The sequence below is a fragment of the Acinetobacter sp. PW68 genome (genome assembly GCF_020982655.1).
Classification (GTDB): Bacteria; Pseudomonadota; Gammaproteobacteria; order Pseudomonadales; family Moraxellaceae; genus Acinetobacter; species Acinetobacter towneri_A.
Genome location: NZ_JAHZSX010000001.1, coordinates 2313488 through 2332052 on the forward strand (window position 1 = coordinate 2313488; position 18565 = coordinate 2332052).

16 protein-coding genes and 1 pseudogene are annotated in these 18565 nt (G+C 42.8%); 8 read left to right on the top strand and 9 right to left on the bottom strand.

Features of this window, described 5'->3' with window-relative positions; all coding sequences use genetic code 11:
- The first annotated feature begins 156 nt into the window (after positions 1–156).
- Positions 157–2976, top strand: a complete 2820-nt coding sequence (locus K1T76_RS10995; RefSeq protein WP_230245377.1) for a GacS-like sensor histidine kinase — start codon at positions 157–159, stop codon at positions 2974–2976.
- A gap of 20 nt (positions 2977–2996) precedes the next feature.
- Here K1T76_RS10995 and K1T76_RS11000 read toward each other — a convergent pair whose 3' ends face one another.
- On the bottom strand, positions 2997–4055 hold the full coding sequence (locus K1T76_RS11000; protein ID WP_230245378.1) for an RNA-guided endonuclease InsQ/TnpB family protein: 1059 nt from the start codon (positions 4053–4055) through the stop codon (positions 2997–2999).
- Positions 4056–4378: 323 nt separating this feature from the next.
- Here K1T76_RS11000 and K1T76_RS11005 point away from each other — a divergent pair, with 323 nt between their 5' ends.
- From K1T76_RS11005 to rsfS, 4 genes are all read left to right on the top strand, one after another.
- Positions 4379–5164 carry a crotonase/enoyl-CoA hydratase family protein gene (locus tag K1T76_RS11005; RefSeq protein ID WP_019836717.1) on the top strand — a complete coding sequence of 262 codons (786 nt, stop codon included), beginning with the start codon at positions 4379–4381 and terminating at the stop codon, positions 5162–5164.
- A gap of 90 nt (positions 5165–5254) precedes the next feature.
- Complete coding sequence (locus K1T76_RS11010) at positions 5255–6121, top strand: NAD(P)-dependent oxidoreductase (protein WP_019836716.1); 867 nt, start codon at positions 5255–5257, stop codon at positions 6119–6121.
- Positions 6122–6166: 45 nt separating this feature from the next.
- Positions 6167–6952 (top strand): hydroxypyruvate isomerase family protein, encoded by a 786-nt coding sequence (locus tag K1T76_RS11015; protein WP_019836715.1) that lies wholly within the window; start codon positions 6167–6169, stop codon positions 6950–6952.
- Positions 6953–7036: 84 nt separating this feature from the next.
- Entirely contained in the window at positions 7037–7444 is a 408-nt protein-coding gene (rsfS, locus tag K1T76_RS11020; RefSeq protein WP_019836714.1) for a ribosome silencing factor, read from the top strand.
- Positions 7445–7500: 56 nt separating this feature from the next.
- Here rsfS and K1T76_RS11025 read toward each other — a convergent pair whose 3' ends face one another.
- The 5 genes from K1T76_RS11025 to K1T76_RS11045 form a co-directional block, all read right to left on the bottom strand.
- Entirely contained in the window at positions 7501–8109 is a 609-nt protein-coding gene (locus K1T76_RS11025; RefSeq protein WP_019836713.1) for a hypothetical protein, read from the bottom strand.
- A gap of 18 nt (positions 8110–8127) precedes the next feature.
- Complete coding sequence (locus tag K1T76_RS11030; protein ID WP_374706586.1) at positions 8128–9387, bottom strand: ammonium transporter; 1260 nt, start codon at positions 9385–9387, stop codon at positions 8128–8130.
- A 349-nt stretch (positions 9388–9736) separates the two neighbouring features.
- Positions 9737–11182, bottom strand: coding sequence for an NAD(P)(+) transhydrogenase (Re/Si-specific) subunit beta (locus tag K1T76_RS11035; RefSeq protein ID WP_019836711.1), 1446 nt, complete (start codon positions 11180–11182; stop codon positions 9737–9739).
- A gap of 3 nt (positions 11183–11185) precedes the next feature.
- Entirely contained in the window at positions 11186–11509 is a 324-nt protein-coding gene (locus tag K1T76_RS11040) for a proton-translocating transhydrogenase family protein (protein ID WP_004974924.1), read from the bottom strand.
- Positions 11510–11520: 11 nt separating this feature from the next.
- Positions 11521–12648 (bottom strand): Re/Si-specific NAD(P)(+) transhydrogenase subunit alpha, encoded by a 1128-nt coding sequence (locus K1T76_RS11045; RefSeq protein WP_019836710.1) that lies wholly within the window; start codon positions 12646–12648, stop codon positions 11521–11523.
- Positions 12649–13510: 862 nt separating this feature from the next.
- Between K1T76_RS11045 and K1T76_RS11050 the strand changes: the two are divergent.
- Together K1T76_RS11050 and K1T76_RS11055 are read left to right on the top strand one after the other, a co-directional pair.
- A pseudogene (locus K1T76_RS11050) lies at positions 13511–13621 on the top strand (DMT family transporter); the annotation flags it as partial.
- Between the two features lie 94 nt (positions 13622–13715).
- A complete protein-coding gene (locus K1T76_RS11055; RefSeq protein ID WP_019836709.1) occupies positions 13716–14903 on the top strand; it encodes an MFS transporter in 1188 nt (395 codons plus the stop codon).
- A gap of 28 nt (positions 14904–14931) precedes the next feature.
- Here the strand turns inward: K1T76_RS11055 and K1T76_RS11060 are convergent, their stop codons facing one another.
- Entirely contained in the window at positions 14932–15579 is a 648-nt protein-coding gene (locus K1T76_RS11060; protein WP_019836708.1) for a hypothetical protein, read from the bottom strand.
- A 232-nt stretch (positions 15580–15811) separates the two neighbouring features.
- Here K1T76_RS11060 and dusA point away from each other — a divergent pair, with 232 nt between their 5' ends.
- Positions 15812–16834, top strand: a complete 1023-nt coding sequence (gene dusA, locus K1T76_RS11065) for a tRNA dihydrouridine(20/20a) synthase DusA (protein ID WP_230245379.1) — start codon at positions 15812–15814, stop codon at positions 16832–16834.
- Between the two features lie 63 nt (positions 16835–16897).
- On the opposite strand, the gene K1T76_RS11070 is transcribed toward dusA, so the two are convergent.
- Together K1T76_RS11070 and K1T76_RS11075 are read right to left on the bottom strand one after the other, a co-directional pair.
- Entirely contained in the window at positions 16898–17671 is a 774-nt protein-coding gene (locus tag K1T76_RS11070; protein ID WP_070153201.1) for a tRNA threonylcarbamoyladenosine dehydratase, read from the bottom strand.
- Positions 17672–17739: 68 nt separating this feature from the next.
- The gene (locus tag K1T76_RS11075; RefSeq protein WP_230245380.1) at positions 17740–18564 is read right to left on the bottom strand and encodes a TatD family hydrolase; all 825 of its coding nucleotides are present in this window, start codon (positions 18562–18564) and stop codon (positions 17740–17742) included.
- Position 18565 lies beyond the last annotated feature (1 nt).

Sequence of the window (18565 nt, forward strand, 5' to 3'; positions counted from 1 at the left end):
ACATCAAATAGCGTTTAAATCCACACGACTTAACTTCTATAATTGGCCTACGCATCCATGAAAATTGGCATCACTAGCACAGAAGCAGATGAAAACACAGTCAGCAGAAATAAAGCATGCTAAACTGCCAAACATAGGGATTGAACTGCGTCAACCATGGCAAATATCAATAAAAAGTTATTTAAGCGCTTACATTTAAATCATGCTTATGGACAGCTGATTGCACTTATTTTTGTGCCAATTATGATTTTGGCATGCGTCGGTACAATGCTGGTTTTATCCGAAACCTCGAATGCCGCAAAAGCACAGCAGCGACAAATGGCAATTGCGATTTTGACCCGTTTTGAGTTGCCATCTGAAGCAGCTTTGCATCAACTGGCTAGCTTTCCGTGGAAGTACGAAGAAGCTCGTTCTTATATGCAAAATATGATGAACGAAAAGCATTTGGTTCGTACTGCACTGATTGATGCTTCGGGTACACGGCGTTTAAGCATGGGCTTTCAAGATCAAGACGAATGGCCCAAATTTCCTAAAAATGCCGATTTTTTTGGCCCAATTCAATATAAAAACAATCATGTGTATGGCATGCAAATTCAGCAAGACATCAACCGACCTGCATGGTTGCTGATTGAACTAGACAATCAACCGCTACAAATAGCCCGTTATCGGGTCATGATTGTATTAATTGCCACAGGCTTACTGACTTTATTGCTGTTATTGCTGTGTCTGAACTTCTATTCACGTCGCTGGATTGCACCCATGTATGAAATTCGCATGCAACTACAACGACTAAATGCCGATACACTCGATCAACACATGGTCATTAACAGCACTGGCGAATTACGCTTATTGCAGCGGGATATTGTCAATGTGGTAAAACGCCTGCATTTCAGCTTTTTAGAACTCAAAGAACATACCGAACAAACCGAAGATGACTTGCGTCGCACCCTCGATACTTTGGAAGTACAGAACATCACTTATCGTCAGGCACGTGACCAAGCGATTTCTGCCAACCAATCCAAATCGGTATTTTTGGCCAATATCAGTCACGAACTCAGAACCCCGCTGAACAGTATAGATGGTTTTATTCACCTGTTATTGCGTCAGGAAAACCTGAGTAATGAGCAAAATTTGTATTTACAAACCATTCGTAAGTCGTCTGCACACCTTTTGGCTTTAATTAATGATGTCTTGGATTTTTCCAAAATTGATGCCGGTAAACTGGAACTGGATACTGCGCCTTTTGATTTAGAAGAAGCCATTTTTGATGTGATGGATATGCTCTCGCCGTTGGCCGCGCAAAAGCACATCAACATGGCTTTTTACTTTGCCGACAACGTACCACAGCATGTGTTGGGTGATGCTTTACGCTTTAAACAAATTTTAACCAACCTGATTTCCAATGCGATTAAATTCACACCCGATGGTGAAATTATTGTACGTGCGCGCGTGGAACATGACGATATTGGACAATGCCTGATTCACTTTAGCGTACAGGATAGCGGCATTGGTTTAAGCGGCACAGACCGTAAAAAACTGTTTGAGTCGTTCTCTCAGGGTGATACTTCGGTTACGCGTCAATTTGGTGGTACAGGGTTAGGTTTGGCCATTTCCAAACAATTGGTTCATTTAATGCAAGGTCAAATTGGCTTTGAAGACAATCAGGAACGTGCCCCAACCGAAAAAGGCTCGACCTTCTGGTTTACTGCCTTGTTTACGGTAGATGAAGCGCATGCTCAGCAGCATCCAACTTTTAAAGAAATTCAGGTAGTGTCCTATTTGGCGCACCCTGCCACAGCCAATATCTTGCGTCATTATCTTGAAAATTATGCGGTGCGACATATTGAAGCCGCTTCAATTCTAGATTTATTTAGCCGCTTAAAAGATGTATCCGACCTGCAAGACAACACTTGGTTGATTGTTGACCATAGCGGCGACACCGAAGCCTTGTTAAAAGAAATTCGTACCCGTTATCAAGGCAACTTGGCGGTATATGGCTATCAAATGGCGCTAGACCCAAGCCTATTAAATGAATATCGTGCACGGGCTTTGTATCAACCGCTCAGTCGTTCAGCATTAATTGACTTACTTAACAATGAAAACAGTTTTGATGAACAAGATTCTGCATCATTTGATGGTAAAGGCCTGCACGTTTTAGCGGTGGATGACCATCTACCCAACCTGATTGTACTTGAAGCCTTGTTGGGCGAACTGAATGTGACCACTACCAAAGCGCAAAGTGGTCAGGAAGCGTTGGGGATTTTGCAGCAGCGTATTGAACAGGAGCAGCAACCCTTTGACCTGATCTTTATGGATATTCAAATGCCTGTGATGTCAGGGATAGATACCACTCGCGCAATTCGTTCATTAGAGTCGACTTTAGAAAACCACAAACGCTTGCCTATTATTGCCCTCACCGCACATGCACTTGCCGATGAAAAGCAAAAATTACTCAAAGTTGGTATGGATGACTATGTCACCAAACCGATTCAGATTGAACAAATCATCCAGATTTTAACCCATTGGACGACGCAAAGTTTTAATAAACCACCTGCAATCGATAAAGCCATTGTGATTGAAGCGCTAGACCCACAGGTGTTGAATTGGCAACAAAGCCTAATGTTGGCAGCCAACAAAGAAGACCTTGCAGTGGATTTGCTGAAAATGTTGGTAGATAGCTTTGCCACAGAATTGCATGAAATTGAACAGCTGATTGAACTCGAAGATTTCCCGCAACTCGAGCATGTGTTGCATCGTCTGTATGGTGCAACCCGTTATGTTGGCACGCCAAACCTGCAAGAAGTAACAGGTTCATTTGAACAGTTTGTTTCGACATTGCGTAAAGAACGCCGTAAAGCCGATGATCTGTTTGTGCAGGAAGTACTCAATCGTTATCAGGAGTTAAAAGCATGTATCCAACAGGTGGAACATGCAGCAGAACATATTTTTGCTCAACATACAGCAACGAGTTCATAGTGGTTGACATCCTCCTCGACCTAAAGGACGGAGATTCCTACTGCTAGACGCTCATGTCCGAGCGCAAGAATATTCAGTGCGGAATTTACATCCCGATCATGGAGCGTACCGCACTCCACACACTGCCATTCTCTTATTCCAAGTCCTGCTCTACCTTTCGGACTACTGGAGCGTGAGCCACAGCACGAACAAATTTGGGTGGTATAGGCTTCATTGACTTCTTCATAACATACCCCTGCGTTCTCGCATTTATACTTGAGCATGGTTCTTAGTGTTGTCCAACTGGCATCTAACACAGACTTGGCTAGTTTGGTCTGCGCTAATGCTTTGGCATTCACATTGCCAACGAAGATGGCTGCATGTTCATTCACCAGTTTTCGGCTGAATTGATGCAGCATGTTTTGTCGTACATTTTTAATCTTGGCATGGATGGCTTTGACACGTTTCTTATTTTTTGCACGTTGAGCAATACCAAGTTTTTGTTCATATTGCCGATAGATTTGAGGGGCTTTAAGTTTTACGCCATCTGAACAAGTCGCTAAATCTTTTAAACCTAAATCTATGCCGATTGAAGTTTTAGCGTTGTTTTTTTCTATTTTGACTGCATCAACTACAAGACATACATACCAACGTCCACGACTATCTTCTACGAATGAGCCTGTTTTGATATTGTATTTACTTAATCTGTAACTATCCCATAGTTTAAATTGATGCTTGCCATATTGAACATAGCCATCAGCATATTTGATTGCAATCTTTTTAAACGGTATCCAACCCAATGAACGTCTAGCTGATTTTTTATTACTGACACGCCATTTTAGTTTTGCTTTTTTGAACTGCTTGCGTCTTGTGACCAATTCTTCTGTCACTGCCTGAATAGTTTGACTGTGCAAGTTGCATTCTTTCGATGTGCCTTTCGTGTATTTTGCAATGTCGTATGCTGAAAAGAATTGTTGTTTTCTTTGAAGATGTTTAAAACACAAATCATTGACATAATTCCAGACAAAATTTACTTCGGATGCTAACTGATTTAGCACCTTGCAATGTTTGTCTTTTATGCGTAATTTGAGTGTCTTCATCTAATTATTTTAACAGTATTTTTCTTAATAGTGACTATAGTACAAGTATTTAAAACGACATTTCGTGTCGTTCATATGATTTACTCTAGTCGCTTATATTCTCGTGCTGAACCACGAGGTTTTACGCTCCAGTGGATAAAGTAGGATGAATGTCATTTCGTCCAAATAAAAATGGTATTTTAAAATATAAGTTTCACGAAGCACATCACATAATTTTATCAATTCTTTCAGGCTGAGCCCACGGTTTTGGCCGTGACTCTGCTGTCATTTATCTTGGGTCTGTGCATGCTATGCTTTGCTCAGTAAAAATAAGAGCTCACATCATGACTTTACTTCGAATCGAAAAAAATAATGGCATCGCCACAGTTTCCCTGAACCGCCCAGACAAACGCAATGCCATGAGTTTTGCCCTACTCAAAGAATTGGTGCGCACTGCAGAAAAGCTTAAAAAAGACCGCAGCTTACGTTGTGTGATTTTAACAGGGGAAGCAAACGTATTTAGTGCAGGCATTGATTTGGCCGACCTCAATAACCCACAAAACCGTGCATTTGCAGCTTGGGAGTTAATTAAGCCTGGGCAAAGCCTGTTTCAAAAAGCATTTCTCGTTTGGCAACAATTGCCTGTACCTGTAATTGCTGCAATTGAAGGTTATTGTTTTGGCGCAGGAATGCAATTGGCTTTAGCTGCAGATATTCGTATCGCTCATCCTGACACGCAAATGTCGATTATGGAAAGCCGCTGGGGCTTAGTGCCTGATATGGGGCTGAGCCGCTCTTTAAAAGGTTTAATTGGCCTAGATCTTGCCAAAGAGCTGACCTTAACTGCACGTATTTTTGATGCCAACTATGCCAAAGAAATTGGCTTGGTCACGCATTTAAATGCAACACCTTTGCAAAAGGCACAAACTCTTGCCGAAGAAATTGCACAGCGCTCCCCAGATGCACTGGCTGCAGCCAAACAAGTGCTGGATGCCATGGAACATTCTCCCAATAAATCTTTACGTTTAGAAAAAATTTGGCAATTAAAATTATTGCTAGGTAAAAATAGCCAACTGGCACGTAAAAAGGACAAGAATCCTGAAGTGACCTTTGCACCGCGTCAGTTTTAATGCAGTTCAGACACAACAGACTTTGACCAAAGGCTAAATTGACATTTCAAGCCAGACTTGTACTGTAGGCAAAAATGGAGAATCAGCGCTATGCATTTTGATCGTGACACAAAAATCGCTTTTTTAGGTATGGGACTTATGGGGACACGCATGGCAACCCGCTTAGTTCAGGCAGGTTTTGAGGTCGCAGTTTGGAATCGTAGCCCTGCGGCTTGCGAACCCGTGCTCAGCTTAGGGGCGAAATCACTACAATTGAGCGAGATTGGACAATATCCAGTGATCTTGAGTTGCCTTGCCGATGATCATGCTGTCCAAGCCGTTTTTGATCAGATTGAGCCATTTTTGACTGCTCAACAAGTCATAGTCGATTTTTCCAGTTTGTCTGTAGATCAAACCCAAAAGCTAGCGCAGCAAGCCAGCCTCAAACAGGTCACATGGATTGACTCACCTGTTTCGGGAGGCACTGCGGGAGCCGAACAAGGCAGTTTGGTGATTTTTGCAGGGGGGGATGCAAACACCATCGAAAAATTAAGCCCGATTTATCATGTGCTGTCACAACGTGTGACTCGTATGGGCGAAACAGGCACAGGTCAAGCTACTAAAATCTGTAACCAACTGATTGTTGCTGCCAACAGTACCCTAATTGCCGAAGCCGTTGCTTTAGCTGGACAGGCAGGCGTAGACACCCGTTTACTTGCACCTGCTTTGGCAGGTGGTTTTGCCGACTCGAAACCATTTCAGATTTTAACGCCACGCATGGCAACCCACAGTTTTGAGCCTGTGCAATGGAAAGTCCAAACCCTATCTAAAGATTTAAACAATGCCTTACAACTGGCAGCGCAATTTCAGCTACAGATTCCTGTGGCAGAAAAAGCCCTTTCGCAACTGCAAGCTCATCAAGCCAAGGGTTTTGCAGAAGCAGATTTAGCCACCATTATCCATCAGGTCGAAGCTTAATCGGCTTGATTCCTGATCCAATCTTTGCCTGCAAGGAGCATCTGCATGTCTAAACTGGCGGTTAATCTGTCGATGATTTTTACCGAAGTGCCGTTAATTGAACGCTTTGCCCTTGCACGGGAACATGATTTTCAGCATGTTGAAATTCAATTTCCCTATGAGCTAAGTATTGAGCAAATTCAAACCCAACTCACACTCCACCAGCTTAACCTGTGCTTAATTAATGTCCCTGCAGGTGACCTCATGCAAGGTGGCAATGGTTTGGCGGGCGTACCTGGACAAGAGATTGAATTTCATCATGCCCTAGAGTTGGCTATCCGCTATGCCACAGCGTTAAATGTCCCCCGCGTTAATATTTTGGCAGGCAAACAACCTGTCGATGCCGATTTACTACCGTGCTTAAACACACTGGCTGAAAATCTAAAACTGGCCTGCTCGATGCTCACTCAACATCATATTCAGCCTGTATTTGAAATGATTAATGGCACCGACATGCCTCGTTTTTTAGTACAAAATATTGCGCAAGCTCAAGAGATACTAGAAGCGGTCAAACATCCTGCTCTTAAAATGCAATACGACTGTTATCATATGGCGATGATGGGCGAAGATGTGCTGAGCGCATTGCAAGAAAACATACAGGATATTGGTCATATCCAGTTTGCTGACAATCCAGGACGCCATGAACCTGGCTCGGGCGAGATAGACTATGCTGCTATTTTTGAATGGTTACAGCTCAGTGCTTATTCAGGTTATGTCGCTGCAGAATACCGCCCAAGTCTTACGTCAAATCAATCATTTGCATGGAAAGACAAATATTTTGCCTCGCCTTAAAATGCTTGAAATTAAACCAATTTGAAATTTCAGGCTAAAACAGCTATATTAGATGATGAATAATTTTAGGAAATTATACACTCCATGAATTTAGAACCATCGCCCGGCGCTTCTAATTCTCACGATCTTGCAATGAATACCCAAAAGCATGACGTACAAACCTGTCTTAAAGTTGTACATGAAGCTCTCCTTGATGTAAAAGCCAAAGAAATTGTTGAACTTGATGTCAGCAGCATTAGTAATGTTTCAGATGCCATTGTAATTGCTAGCGGCACTTCAACTCGCCACGTAAAATCTATTGCCGATAATGTTGCTGAAGAAGCGCGCAAAGCAGGCTTTCGCCCAATCGGTATTGAAGGTGAACGTGATGCAGAATGGATTTTGGTCGATCTTGGTATGGTAGTTGTTCACATCATGCTCCCAACAGCACGTAAATTTTACGACCTAGAAAGCTTATGGCGCAATCCTACAGATACTGACTCTGTAGCGTAAAACCCAAGATTCAAAAAAGCGACCCTCACGGTCGCTTTTTTATTGCCTGCATACGACTAGAGCAATTGATGCAAATCGGCCTCCGGATATTTCGCTTTAATCATTAGCCGAGCTTGCGCAAATACTTGATCTGAACGTTGTGGTCCATAAAACTCACACAGCACCTGATATAAACTGGTAATGGCCTTGGCATGATCTTTGGCTTGTGCACGATCCATCATCGCAAGTGTCGTGTTGTACATCGCACTGGAGTCATTCAGCAAAATACGATCTCTCAATAATTGCATTTTCAACGTATCAAAAAAGTCATCTGTATCTTGCTCAAGCACAGCATGCAGCACCTCAGCAACAAAATCGATATAGGCATGATATTGCGCTGAAACGTTGACGGTTTGTGCCTTCGTATTGGTCTGCAATAACTCATCTTTTTCAATGATGGTCAGCTCATATAATACTTGCTTGAGCATTTCTTTACGGTTTTGCTTAAGCTCTTCTGTGGTGCAAATTTCACTTAAAAATCGATTGAGCACAAAGGCTGGTTTTGCACTGTATTCCTGCTCCCAATAGCCTACCACCTGATCTAAACGTGCCCCATGAAAATAGTGTTGGAGTGCACGTTGAATGGCTAAACGACGTTGTCCAACATTCAGGACTTCTGCATTCATCTTGAATTCCCTCCTCATTTAATGGCGTTTGGTGATGTCATCAGTTTCACAGGTAATATCACGCTGAAATTCTGGATAAGACAGTTCCGCATGCTCGGTATAATCTAAACCACGCTGCTCATGCTGCGCACTGACACGTAAGCCGCCCAAGACGACATGCAAGGTTTTAAATACAATAAATGCCACTCCAAACCCCCATGCAAAGGCCGCAAACACCCCCATGGCTTGTACAAGAATAATCTCGGTATTAAACATATTGCTTTCAAAGAAGAGCCCTGCAGCGAGTGTGCCCCATGCCCCGCAAAAGCCATGCACGGTGACTGCATCGACTACATCATCCACTCGGAGTTTTTCAAGCAGTGCAGGCAAAATGCTGACCATTAACCCTGCGACCAAACCGGTCAGTACAGCGAACATCGGACTCATAGTCGCACAACCCGCAGTAATGCCGACTAAGCCCCCAAGCGATGCATTAATCGTGGTTTTGATGAGAATCGCTTTACGCATCAGGAGTGCAAATAACATATAAGCCACTGCAGCGGAACATGCTGCTAAGTGAGTATTTAAGGCAATACGCCCGATGCTGACATTGGCATTGACCGTGGAGGCAGCATTAAAGCCAAACCACGCAAGCCATAAGATAAAACCACCCAAGGCAATTAAGGGCAAGTTATGCCCAGGCAAATGATGCACTTGACCATGACGCCCAAAACGTCCAATTCGTGGGCCGAGCACGATAATGCCTGCAAGCGCGACCCATCCTCCAATCGAATGCACCACCGTAGAGCCGGCAAAATCAATAAAGCCCATGGCTTTGAGCCAACCCTCTCCTGCAAATAAGCTCCCCCACGCCCAACTGCCAAAGACCGGATAGATCAAACCATTGACCACCGCCGCACTCACCACATAGGCAACAAAGCGAATCCGTTCAGCCATTGCCCCACTGGCAATGGTGGTCGCAGTAGCAGCGAACATCATTTGAAAGAACAAAAGATTCCAATGCCAATCATCAAGCTGATTCGGTAAAAAATGCGATGTCCCTAACCAACCACTTTGGTTGACCCCAAACATCAAACCAAAACCCACAATCCAAAAGACCAGCCCACCCAAGCAGGCGTCCATATAATTTTTCATTAATACATTGACGGTGTTTTTACTACGTACCGAACCACTTTCAATCATGGCAAATCCGGCTTGCATAAAGAACACCAAAATTCCGCCCATAATCACCCACACACTATCGAGTGAAATACGAATCTCTTGAATATTTTGAATCATTTCAACTTGCTCTGCTGCATAAGCAGGTAGAGCCAATACCCCAATGAACAACGCAATATAATGATTTATTTTCATGCAACACCCCTACCTTTTAAACAGAGAAATGCAAGAACAGTGCCATTTATTACGGATTCTTCTGAGCATTTAAAAAATATATTTTTATTATTTTTCAAAAATTTAAATCACAAAAATAAAATCCGAACCTGTTTAATAGTTATTTATTTGCACGAATTCCGGCTCTCATCAAACATACCCAAAAGATGAGCTACATAAGTGAAAATATTTCAGGCATAAAAAAATCCCCCTTTGAATAAAGAGGGATTTTTTTAGAATCGAATGATTGAGAGAATTAGTGACCTGTACCATTAATCGCTTTAGTCATATCTTCCACCACTTTCTTGGCATCACCAAAGATCATCATGGTCTTGTCGTTATAGAACAAGTCGTTGTCTAGACCAGCATAACCTGTTGCCATAGAGCGCTTGATGACCATAATGGTACGTGCTTTATGCGCTTCAAGAATTGGCATACCGTAAATTGGCGAGTTTGGATCATCTTTTGCCGCAGGGTTAACTACGTCATTCGCACCAATGACCAACACCACATCTGTAGCAGGGAAATCTGAGTTGATTTCGTCCATTTCCAAGATATCTTCATACGGTACATCAGCTTCTGCAAGCAATACGTTCATGTGACCTGGCATACGACCTGCCACTGGGTGAATCGCAAAGCGAACTGTTACACCTTGCTCTTTCAACAAGTTTGCCAATTCTTTTACCGCATTCTGGGCACGACCTTGTGCCATACCATAACCAGGTACAATCACCACGCTGTCTGCATTTGACATCAAGAAGCCAGCATCATCAGCAGAACCAGAACGGTAGTTACGTTGCACTTGCGCACCCGCTGCCGCTGTTGGTGCAGCTGCACCGCCCATCGCACCACCAAACAATACGTTGATGATTGAACGGTTCATGGCTTTACACATAATGTAAGACAGAATCGCACCTGAAGAACCGACCAATGAGCCTGCAACAATCAGCATGTTATTTTCAAGCGTGAAACCAATACCTGCTGCTGCCCAACCTGAGAATGAGTTCAACAATGACACCACAACTGGCATGTCACCGCCACCCACTGGTGCAATCCATACCCAACCGAATGCCAATGCCAGACCTGTCATTGCCCAGAATGAAGTCATGTTACCGCTCAGGAAGAAGTGAATCCCGAAACCTAACATAGCAAGGAAAATTAACGCTTGAACAGGTTTTACCCATGCACCCGAAATGGTTTTTGCCCATTTCTTTGCCGCCAATTTACCGTATGCAAAAACAGATGCGGTAAAGGTAATCGCACCCACGAAACAGCCTACAAACAGTTCAAATAAATGAACCTTGCTCATTTCATGGAAAGTAATGCCATTTGCAGTCAACAAGTCTGGACCCAGTTCGATCAACTTGTTGTTATGAATAATCGCAGCAATCGCAATTAAAACCGCAGCCAAACCAACTAAAGAGTGCATTAAGGCTACAGTTTCAGGCATTTGAGTCATTGGCACCGTACGTGCGCGGGCAATACCCACCACTGCACCTGCTGCCATGGCTGCCAGGATCATCCACACAACAGGATTGTCTGCCACGAAGAATGTGGTCAAGACTGCAATCGCCATTGCGATCATGCCATAACGGTTGCCCGCAATCGCAGTTTTAGGGCCAGACAAACCACGTAAAGTTAAGATAAAGAGCACAGCCCCGATTAAATAGAACCAGTCTGCATATTCACGAATAAATTCCATGCATTAGCCCTCTTTTTTCTTTGCTTTTGGTTTGAACATTTCCAGCATACGCGCAGTCACTGCAAAACCACCGAAAATATTGATGCTTGCCAAGAACACAGCAATCGCACCAAGTACACTCACCACATTAATGGTTTGGAAGTCGACACTGCCTTCTACACCCATAATTGGTAGACCGACAGTTTGAATCATCGCACCTACAATAATAATTGAAGAAAGTGCATTGGTTACTGCCATTAATGGCGTATGTAACGCAGGTGTTACCCCCCACACCACGTAGTAACCTACGAAGATGGCAAGGACAAAAATCGTAATTGTTTCAACCATGAGAGTTCTCCTTAACCACGCTTTAACAGCACTTGACCGTTATGAGTGACCAGCAATGCTTTCTGAATTTCTTCTTCTGGATTCAATGCGAAGTTCTTGTCGTTATCAAATAATGTTTCAACAAAATTGAACACATTACGCGCGTATAGTGCAGATGCCTCTGTCGATACAGTCGATGGAATATTTGGAATACCCAAAATTTTTACACCATTAGCAGTCACTACAGTTTCACCGCATTGTGAACCTTCGACGTTACCACCCGTTTCAACCGCCATATCTAAAATCACAGAACCTGGCTTCATTTTTGCCACAGTTTCCGCTTTGATTAAGCGCGGTGCATCACGACCTGGCAATAACGCAGTGGTGATCACGATATCCGCATTAGAAACCGCTTTATCGACAATCACCGCTTGGTCTTTAATGTATTGTTCACCAGGCATCCAGCCGTAACCATTTTTGGCAGCATCGGCAGCTTTTTGTTGTTCTTCCTCAGACATTGGTACGTCTAACCACTTACCACCCAAAGATTCCACCTGATCTTTTGCCGTTGGACGCAAGTCAGTTGCTTCTACTACAGCACCTAAACGCTTCGCCGTTGCAATCGCTTGCAAGCCCGCAACACCTACACCCATGATCACAACACGCGCAGGTTTTACAGTACCCGCTGCCGTCATTAACATTGGGAACATACGTTGATATTCTGCGGCAGCCAACAATACAGATTTATAACCTGCCAAGTTGGCTTGTGATGACAACACGTCCATATTTTGCGCACGCGACAAGGTACGTGGCAAAAGCTCTAAAGCAAATGCAGACACCTGAGCCGCAGCAAATTGGTCTAATTCAGTATTACGGTAAGGATCAAACATCGCCACCACAGTGCTGTTCGGTGCAAGTTTTTGAATTTCCTCACCCTTTGGGGCACGAACTTTCAAAATCATTTGGCTACCGCGATAAGCATCATCTGTCATGGTCGCGCCTACTTGTTCATAAGCGCTGTCGATATAAGCGGCTTTGATGCCTGCACCACGTTCAATGACTACGCTATGACCCGCGCTAATCAACTTCTTTACTGTTTCTGGCGTCGCAGCGACACGATTTTCACCGACAACAGTTTCGGTTGGAATTCCGATCTGCATGAGCGTTCCTCAAGCTGGTTTTTCTTAAGTCAACATCGTCGATAACGATGCTTTCCCCTCAGGATAAGTTTTGTTGAATTTTTGGATTCTAATGCAACATTTTTAAATTACCACCCAATATTTATTTAATAAATACCTATATTTTGAACTGATGATTCATGAAAATATTGTTGCGAGATATAATTGATAAGTTTTGCTTCTTGAATATAAGTCTAATTATTCAGCGAAACTTCGATTTGGCGTGTCTAAAAGAAAAAAAGCGATGCTTTGAGCTTGCAGTTGACCACATTTAAATGAATTAAGCATTGATCATTCTGACACGCATTTCACTTAATTCGGAAAATCCGACTTAGCGCTAAAAGATTGCATATCTATACATTTAAGCGCTAAAAGCAAAACTTAAACACCAAATTGACTTTTTTGACAATTTTTACACTGCACAACAAGGTTCAATTTAGAAGTGTTTTGCGCAACTGAAAACCTTAGAAAAACCTACCTTTGCCTTATGAGTAAAACCGAATATTTCAAACAGTAAAACTTTTAAAAGAAGTTTAAATTTATTCAACTCAGGTCTAAGTTAGCGTTGCTATTTTTTTCATTTTTTTTGTGCGTCATTTAGTCTGATGATGGATTTTCTCTGTTTTGTAATATTTTCAGCTAATTTGCACCATTATCGTGCAAAGCCCATTTGCTCTACTTTTACAAAATTTATGCCATCTCAATCAGACCATCTGCATAAGATCGGCTATGCTTGCTCAAATACAGCACACAGCTTTATCCATGCAGTCGCATCTGTGTTTATCTATCATGCAACTTGCATTTTTGTGCGCAGCAAGTGTCACTTTTCTTACATCCGCCTTGCTCGACAGCATTTTTAGGTGAACATCTAAATGGCATACAATGGTTCGGCTGCATGCTCAATATTGTAGGCGTGATGATGATCACCTTGTCCAAAAACAAGTTCTCTCATTAAGTTAAAGGCGACATCCTGCCACTAATGAAGTTGAATATTGGATTCAATCTTTGAGCTACTGCAACCCCGTTTTACCATAAATCTCAGGATAACTATGAACACTGCACCCGACATCAGCCAAGATAAAACCCTGCTCTGGTTGATGGCGATTGCCTGTGGCCTATGCGCGGGGGCCAATTATTATTGCCAACCGCTGATTTACTCGATTCATCAATCTTTCCAGATTCCGCAATCCCAAGTGGCATTGACGGTGACTTTTGCACAAGTATCTTATGCACTGGGTTTATTGTTTATTGTGCCTATGGGCGATATTGTCAATAAAACCAAATTCATTCCCCTATTGATGTTTTTGGCCTCGATTGGCTTATTTTTATGTGCCTTTTCCAGCAATTTAAGCATGCTATGGATTGGCACGATTATCACAGGGCTGTTTTCTGTGGCGGCACAAGTCTTAATTCCCTTTGCCACCATGACCGTAAAACCTGAAAAAATGGGTGAAGTGGTTGGTTTATTGATGAGTGGCTTACTGGTCGGTATTTTACTTTCGACCAGTTTGGCAGGTTTACTGTCCAATTTATTCCATTGGAAAGTGATTTATCTAATTAGTGGAATACTGATGCTGTGCATTGCCGCAGTCCTTAAAGCGCGCTTACCCTTTATCTCAACAAGCAAACTCAGCTATTTGGCCGTGTTTCAGTCTATGGGCAAACTCATTTTAGAAGAACGTCGTTTGGTCTATCGCGCCTTCATCGGTGCGTTTGTTTTTGCTGCAATGAGCGTATTGTTTTCTACCATCGCAGTATTACTCAAATCCAGTTTTGGCTTAGCCGACTTTATGGTGGGCATTGTGGCAATGGTGGGAGTATTCGGTGCGCTTTCGACCAAACACGTAGGAAAAATTGCAGATCGTGGCTATGTTATAGCGCTGACGTGGGGGGGGTTGGCGTTATTGGCAATCAGTTGGGTCTTTCTATACAACGGACAATTTAGCTTATGGAGTTATATTCTTGGTTTTGGCTTAATTAATCTTGGGCTTGCCACCGTACACAGCAGCAACCAAAACGTAATTTTTCACTTACGCCCCGATGCCAAATCGCGGATTAACTCAATTTATATGACCAGTTATTTTACTGGCGGTGCTTGTGGTTCTGCCTTGGGAATCTATGCGTGGCAACACGGTGGATGGTTGTGGAGTTGCCTAGTTGGTTTATGTTTTGTTGCAGCCGCAATGAGCTTTGCCCTGCTCGACTGGCAACATCAACGTCAACACGCCATGTCTTAAACGCTGCGATTACAATCAAGCAAGTCGCTTAAGACATTTGCATCACAGGATAAAATGGCTGACTCCACTCCACATTTTCTAAATTTTCCAATAAAATTTGGATAAAACACGGCATCAACGCACACAATAAAGTATTGGCATGGCTGAGTTGTTTGCGGTTGATTGCGCTGTTATAGGTTGTACCACCTTGTAAAAGTTGCTGCTGTAAAGTCAGTAAGCGATTAAATAAACACGCCAAAATTGTGGCTGAATCATGGATGTGCAATGCCTGCATAATCTGCTGTTTTTCTACTTCATAATCTGCACGCCATTCGGCTTCAGTCATTTTTTGATTACGCCAATCCCAAAAACTTTGATACAAATAAGGATTGGTCAGCAACACCTCTAAACTTTGTGGATATTTGTCCCAAATGATTTTCGCCATGCGCTGATCGACATCTTTTTGATACATGCGCTGCACAAATTGCTGCAAGGTCTGTTGTTGTGTATGCTCTGCTGTCTGACTTTGCGCATACAAGGCACTCAAGGCTACCCATGCTGTCATAAATTGCATATCAATATCATCATGAAAATCAATGGCTTTTTTCCACCAACTTAAACTGCGCTGCATGCGTAAATTAAATGCCGTTGAAAATTCATTTTTCTTAGTTCGATAAATTTCTTCTAACACCAACATTTTATTCTCTCTCTTATGCTGCGTTATCGTTATCTTTTCAACATACTAAAAAACGGCTACGCATACAAATACTGAGCAGTTCCGCTTTAGCATCTACGGTTGCGCTGCTGTGTTTCATAGCGAACAAAGCAAAGTTGATGCCAATGGATGTGGGTTGTGGACACTGTCGATTTTCACTTAAACCCCGTATAATGCGCGGTCTTGTGCTTTTATTTTTCAATTCAGGTGGGTTATGACACGTGCCATCCAAACTTTACAACCTCGCATTTCGGTTGCCCCGATGATGGATTGGACTACCCGTGATTACCGTTTTTTTGCACGTTTATTTAACCCCAATATCATTCTGTATACCGAAATGGTGACCACAGGCGCGATTTTATTTGGTGATGCTAAGCGTCATTTAGATTACAGTAAGGAAGAACATCCTATTGTCTTGCAGCTTGGTGGTTCAAATCCAAAAGACCTTGCGACCTGCAGCAAAATGGCACAAGACTGGGGTTATGATGAAATCAACTTGAACGTTGGCTGCCCAAGTGATCGAGTACAAAACAATAAAATTGGCGCGTGTTTAATGGCAGAGCCAGACTTGGTGGCAGAATGTATTGCCGCCATGCGTCAAGCTGTTGATATTCCTGTAACCGTAAAACATCGAATCGGGATTGACGACATGCACTCTTATGCAGAGATGCTCCATTTTGTGGATACCGTGGCTCAAACAGGTTGCAACAACTTTATCGTGCATGCCCGAATTGCCTTATTACAAGGTTTATCACCTAAAGAAAACCGTGAAGTACCACCGCTGCGTTATGAAGATGTGTATCGTCTAAAACAAGACCGCCCTGAATTGTTAATTGAAATTAATGGTGGAATTAAAACGTTTGCCGAAACCCAACAACACCTCAAGCATGTCGATGGGGTAATGATTGGTCGCGAAGCCTATCACAACCCTTATTTACTGGCAGAGCTTGGACAATTATGGGGATTAGAATTGCCTGATCGTTTTGAAATTATGCAGCGCATGTTGCCGTATATTGAACAACGTCTACAACAAGGTGCACCACTTTCTGTCATCACCCGCCATATTTTAGGTTTATTCCAAAACCTGCCTGGGGCACGTAAATGGCGTCAAGCACTAAGTGGCGGCAATGCCAAAACATTTGCCGATGTAGAGCAAGCACTGGTGAATATTCAAGCAGCAATGCAACGTACAGAAGACTATTTAAAAGAGCAGCAGCTACAACGACCTAATGAGTAAACTCATTGGAGATAAGAAAAATCAAAGAGAATTTTTCTAAGCCATGCCTTGCATGGCTTTGATTTATGAATTTTTAGCTTGTAAAGCATCTAACTTTTTTAGCACTTCTGCCACCGCCACCATCGCAAAACTGGAGGTAACCACGACTGACGAACCATAACCGCCACAGCGCAAGCCTGCACTAGGGCAAACATTTGCACTGGAAAATGGATTGTCGATAGAGTACACACAAGTAATCCCAAACTTTTCTTTTGGTTTTTTACAAATACCTTTGCTGCGTAATTGAGCACGTAATTTTGCCAACATCGGGTCTTGTTCAGTTTTAGATAAATCTGCCACTCGAATTTTCAGCGGATCTAGCTTGCCACCTGCACCACCCGACACAATCAAAGGAATCTTGTTAAAACGGCAATGCAGCATTAAAGCCAGTTTGGCTTTTACATCATCAATGCAATCTAAAATCAAATCTGGTGCCGTCGCCAATAAGACTTTGACATTGTCTGGACTGAGGTAATCATCGACCAAATTAATTTTGATACGTGGATTAATAGAACGACAACGTTCTGCCATGACATCAATTTTTTCACATCCCAAAGTTGAACTCATGGCAGGTAATTGACGGTTAATATTAGATGCAGCGACCACATCCATATCCACCAGTGTCAGCTCGCCTATACCTGTACGTGCCAATGCCTCAACAGCCCAAGAGCCGACACCGCCAATTCCAATCACCATGACATGACTTTGGGCATAATGCTGAAAAGCACTGTCGCCATAAATTTTGGCCACACCTGCAAAACGGCGTTCATATTCATCATCTTGAAGAAGGTCTGTCATGCTGCAATCAAATCTAATTTCAAATTGTGGGCATTTTACTGCGTTTCGCAGACTTCGTGTTGTTTCATCTAGAGTTTCGGCAAGTCTAATACTTGAACACTATTCTGCCAAAGCTGTGCGGCTAAAGTCTGCGGTGCAATTTCTAAACAATCCGCTAAACCTTCAAGCACATAAATTAGATTCGCAGGGGTATTACGGGTGCGTGATTGGGCATCCGTCTGACAACATAAAGGCGTCATATCGGGGCAGTCGGTTTCCAAAACCAAATGTTTAGCACCAATTTCCTGCACAACACGGCGCAGTTTTTTTGCATTCGGATTGGTAATCTGACCTGTCACACCAATTTTAAAACCCAATTTGATCAGTGTTTTGGCTTCTTGCACCCCACCACTAAAAGCATGTGCGATGCCACCAAACTGAAATTGTTGCTGTTTGAGTATTTTTAAGGTTTCGGCATGAGCCTTACGAATATGTAGCAGTACAGGTTTATGTTGCTGACGAGCGATTTCCAATTGCGCGGCAAAAAAATCTTGCTGCTTTTGAAACGCTTCGGGCTGTTTATGTTCAGCTAAAAAAGTATCTAAGCCAATTTCGCCCACAGCGACACAATGCTGTTGTTGCAAAAACTGCTCTAAATCTTGTAGATGTTGGCTTTGATGCTGTTCAATATAAAAAGGATGCAAGCCTGGTGCAAGATGACTTTGTGGCACCTGCTCAAGTTGATTTAAAAACTGTTGTGTGGCGATTAAATCTTGAAAACGTGATTGTACAAAGCCAATCAACACCAAATGTTCTACGCCCGCCGCCTTTGCCGCATACGCCAATTGATCCCGATCTGAGTCAAAATCAGGTACATCAAAATGGGTATGCGTATCAAACAGCGCAATGCTCATA

Excerpts from the sequence above, each read along its gene's own strand:
- K1T76_RS10995 (WP_230245377.1), top strand. The coding sequence starts at position 157 with ATGGCAAATATCAATAAAAAGTTATTTAAGCGCTTACATTTAAATCAT.
- K1T76_RS11000 (WP_230245378.1), bottom strand. The coding sequence starts at position 4,055 with ATGAAGACACTCAAATTACGCATAAAAGACAAACATTGCAAGGTGCTA.
- K1T76_RS11005 (WP_019836717.1), top strand. The coding sequence starts at position 4,379 with ATGACTTTACTTCGAATCGAAAAAAATAATGGCATCGCCACAGTTTCC.
- K1T76_RS11010 (WP_019836716.1), top strand. The coding sequence starts at position 5,255 with ATGCATTTTGATCGTGACACAAAAATCGCTTTTTTAGGTATGGGACTT.
- K1T76_RS11015 (WP_019836715.1), top strand. The coding sequence starts at position 6,167 with ATGTCTAAACTGGCGGTTAATCTGTCGATGATTTTTACCGAAGTGCCG.
- rsfS (WP_019836714.1), top strand. The coding sequence starts at position 7,037 with ATGAATTTAGAACCATCGCCCGGCGCTTCTAATTCTCACGATCTTGCA.
- K1T76_RS11025 (WP_019836713.1), bottom strand. The coding sequence starts at position 8,109 with ATGAATGCAGAAGTCCTGAATGTTGGACAACGTCGTTTAGCCATTCAA.
- K1T76_RS11030 (WP_374706586.1), bottom strand. The coding sequence starts at position 9,387 with ATGATTCAAAATATTCAAGAGATTCGTATTTCACTCGATAGTGTGTGG.
- K1T76_RS11035 (WP_019836711.1), bottom strand. The coding sequence starts at position 11,182 with ATGGAATTTATTCGTGAATATGCAGACTGGTTCTATTTAATCGGGGCT.
- K1T76_RS11040 (WP_004974924.1), bottom strand. The coding sequence starts at position 11,509 with ATGGTTGAAACAATTACGATTTTTGTCCTTGCCATCTTCGTAGGTTAC.
- K1T76_RS11045 (WP_019836710.1), bottom strand. The coding sequence starts at position 12,648 with ATGCAGATCGGAATTCCAACCGAAACTGTTGTCGGTGAAAATCGTGTC.
- K1T76_RS11055 (WP_019836709.1), top strand. The coding sequence starts at position 13,716 with ATGAACACTGCACCCGACATCAGCCAAGATAAAACCCTGCTCTGGTTG.
- K1T76_RS11060 (WP_019836708.1), bottom strand. The coding sequence starts at position 15,579 with ATGTTGGTGTTAGAAGAAATTTATCGAACTAAGAAAAATGAATTTTCA.
- dusA (WP_230245379.1), top strand. The coding sequence starts at position 15,812 with ATGACACGTGCCATCCAAACTTTACAACCTCGCATTTCGGTTGCCCCG.
- K1T76_RS11070 (WP_070153201.1), bottom strand. The coding sequence starts at position 17,671 with ATGACAGACCTTCTTCAAGATGATGAATATGAACGCCGTTTTGCAGGT.
- K1T76_RS11075 (WP_230245380.1), bottom strand. The coding sequence starts at position 18,564 with ATGAGCATTGCGCTGTTTGATACGCATACCCATTTTGATGTACCTGAT.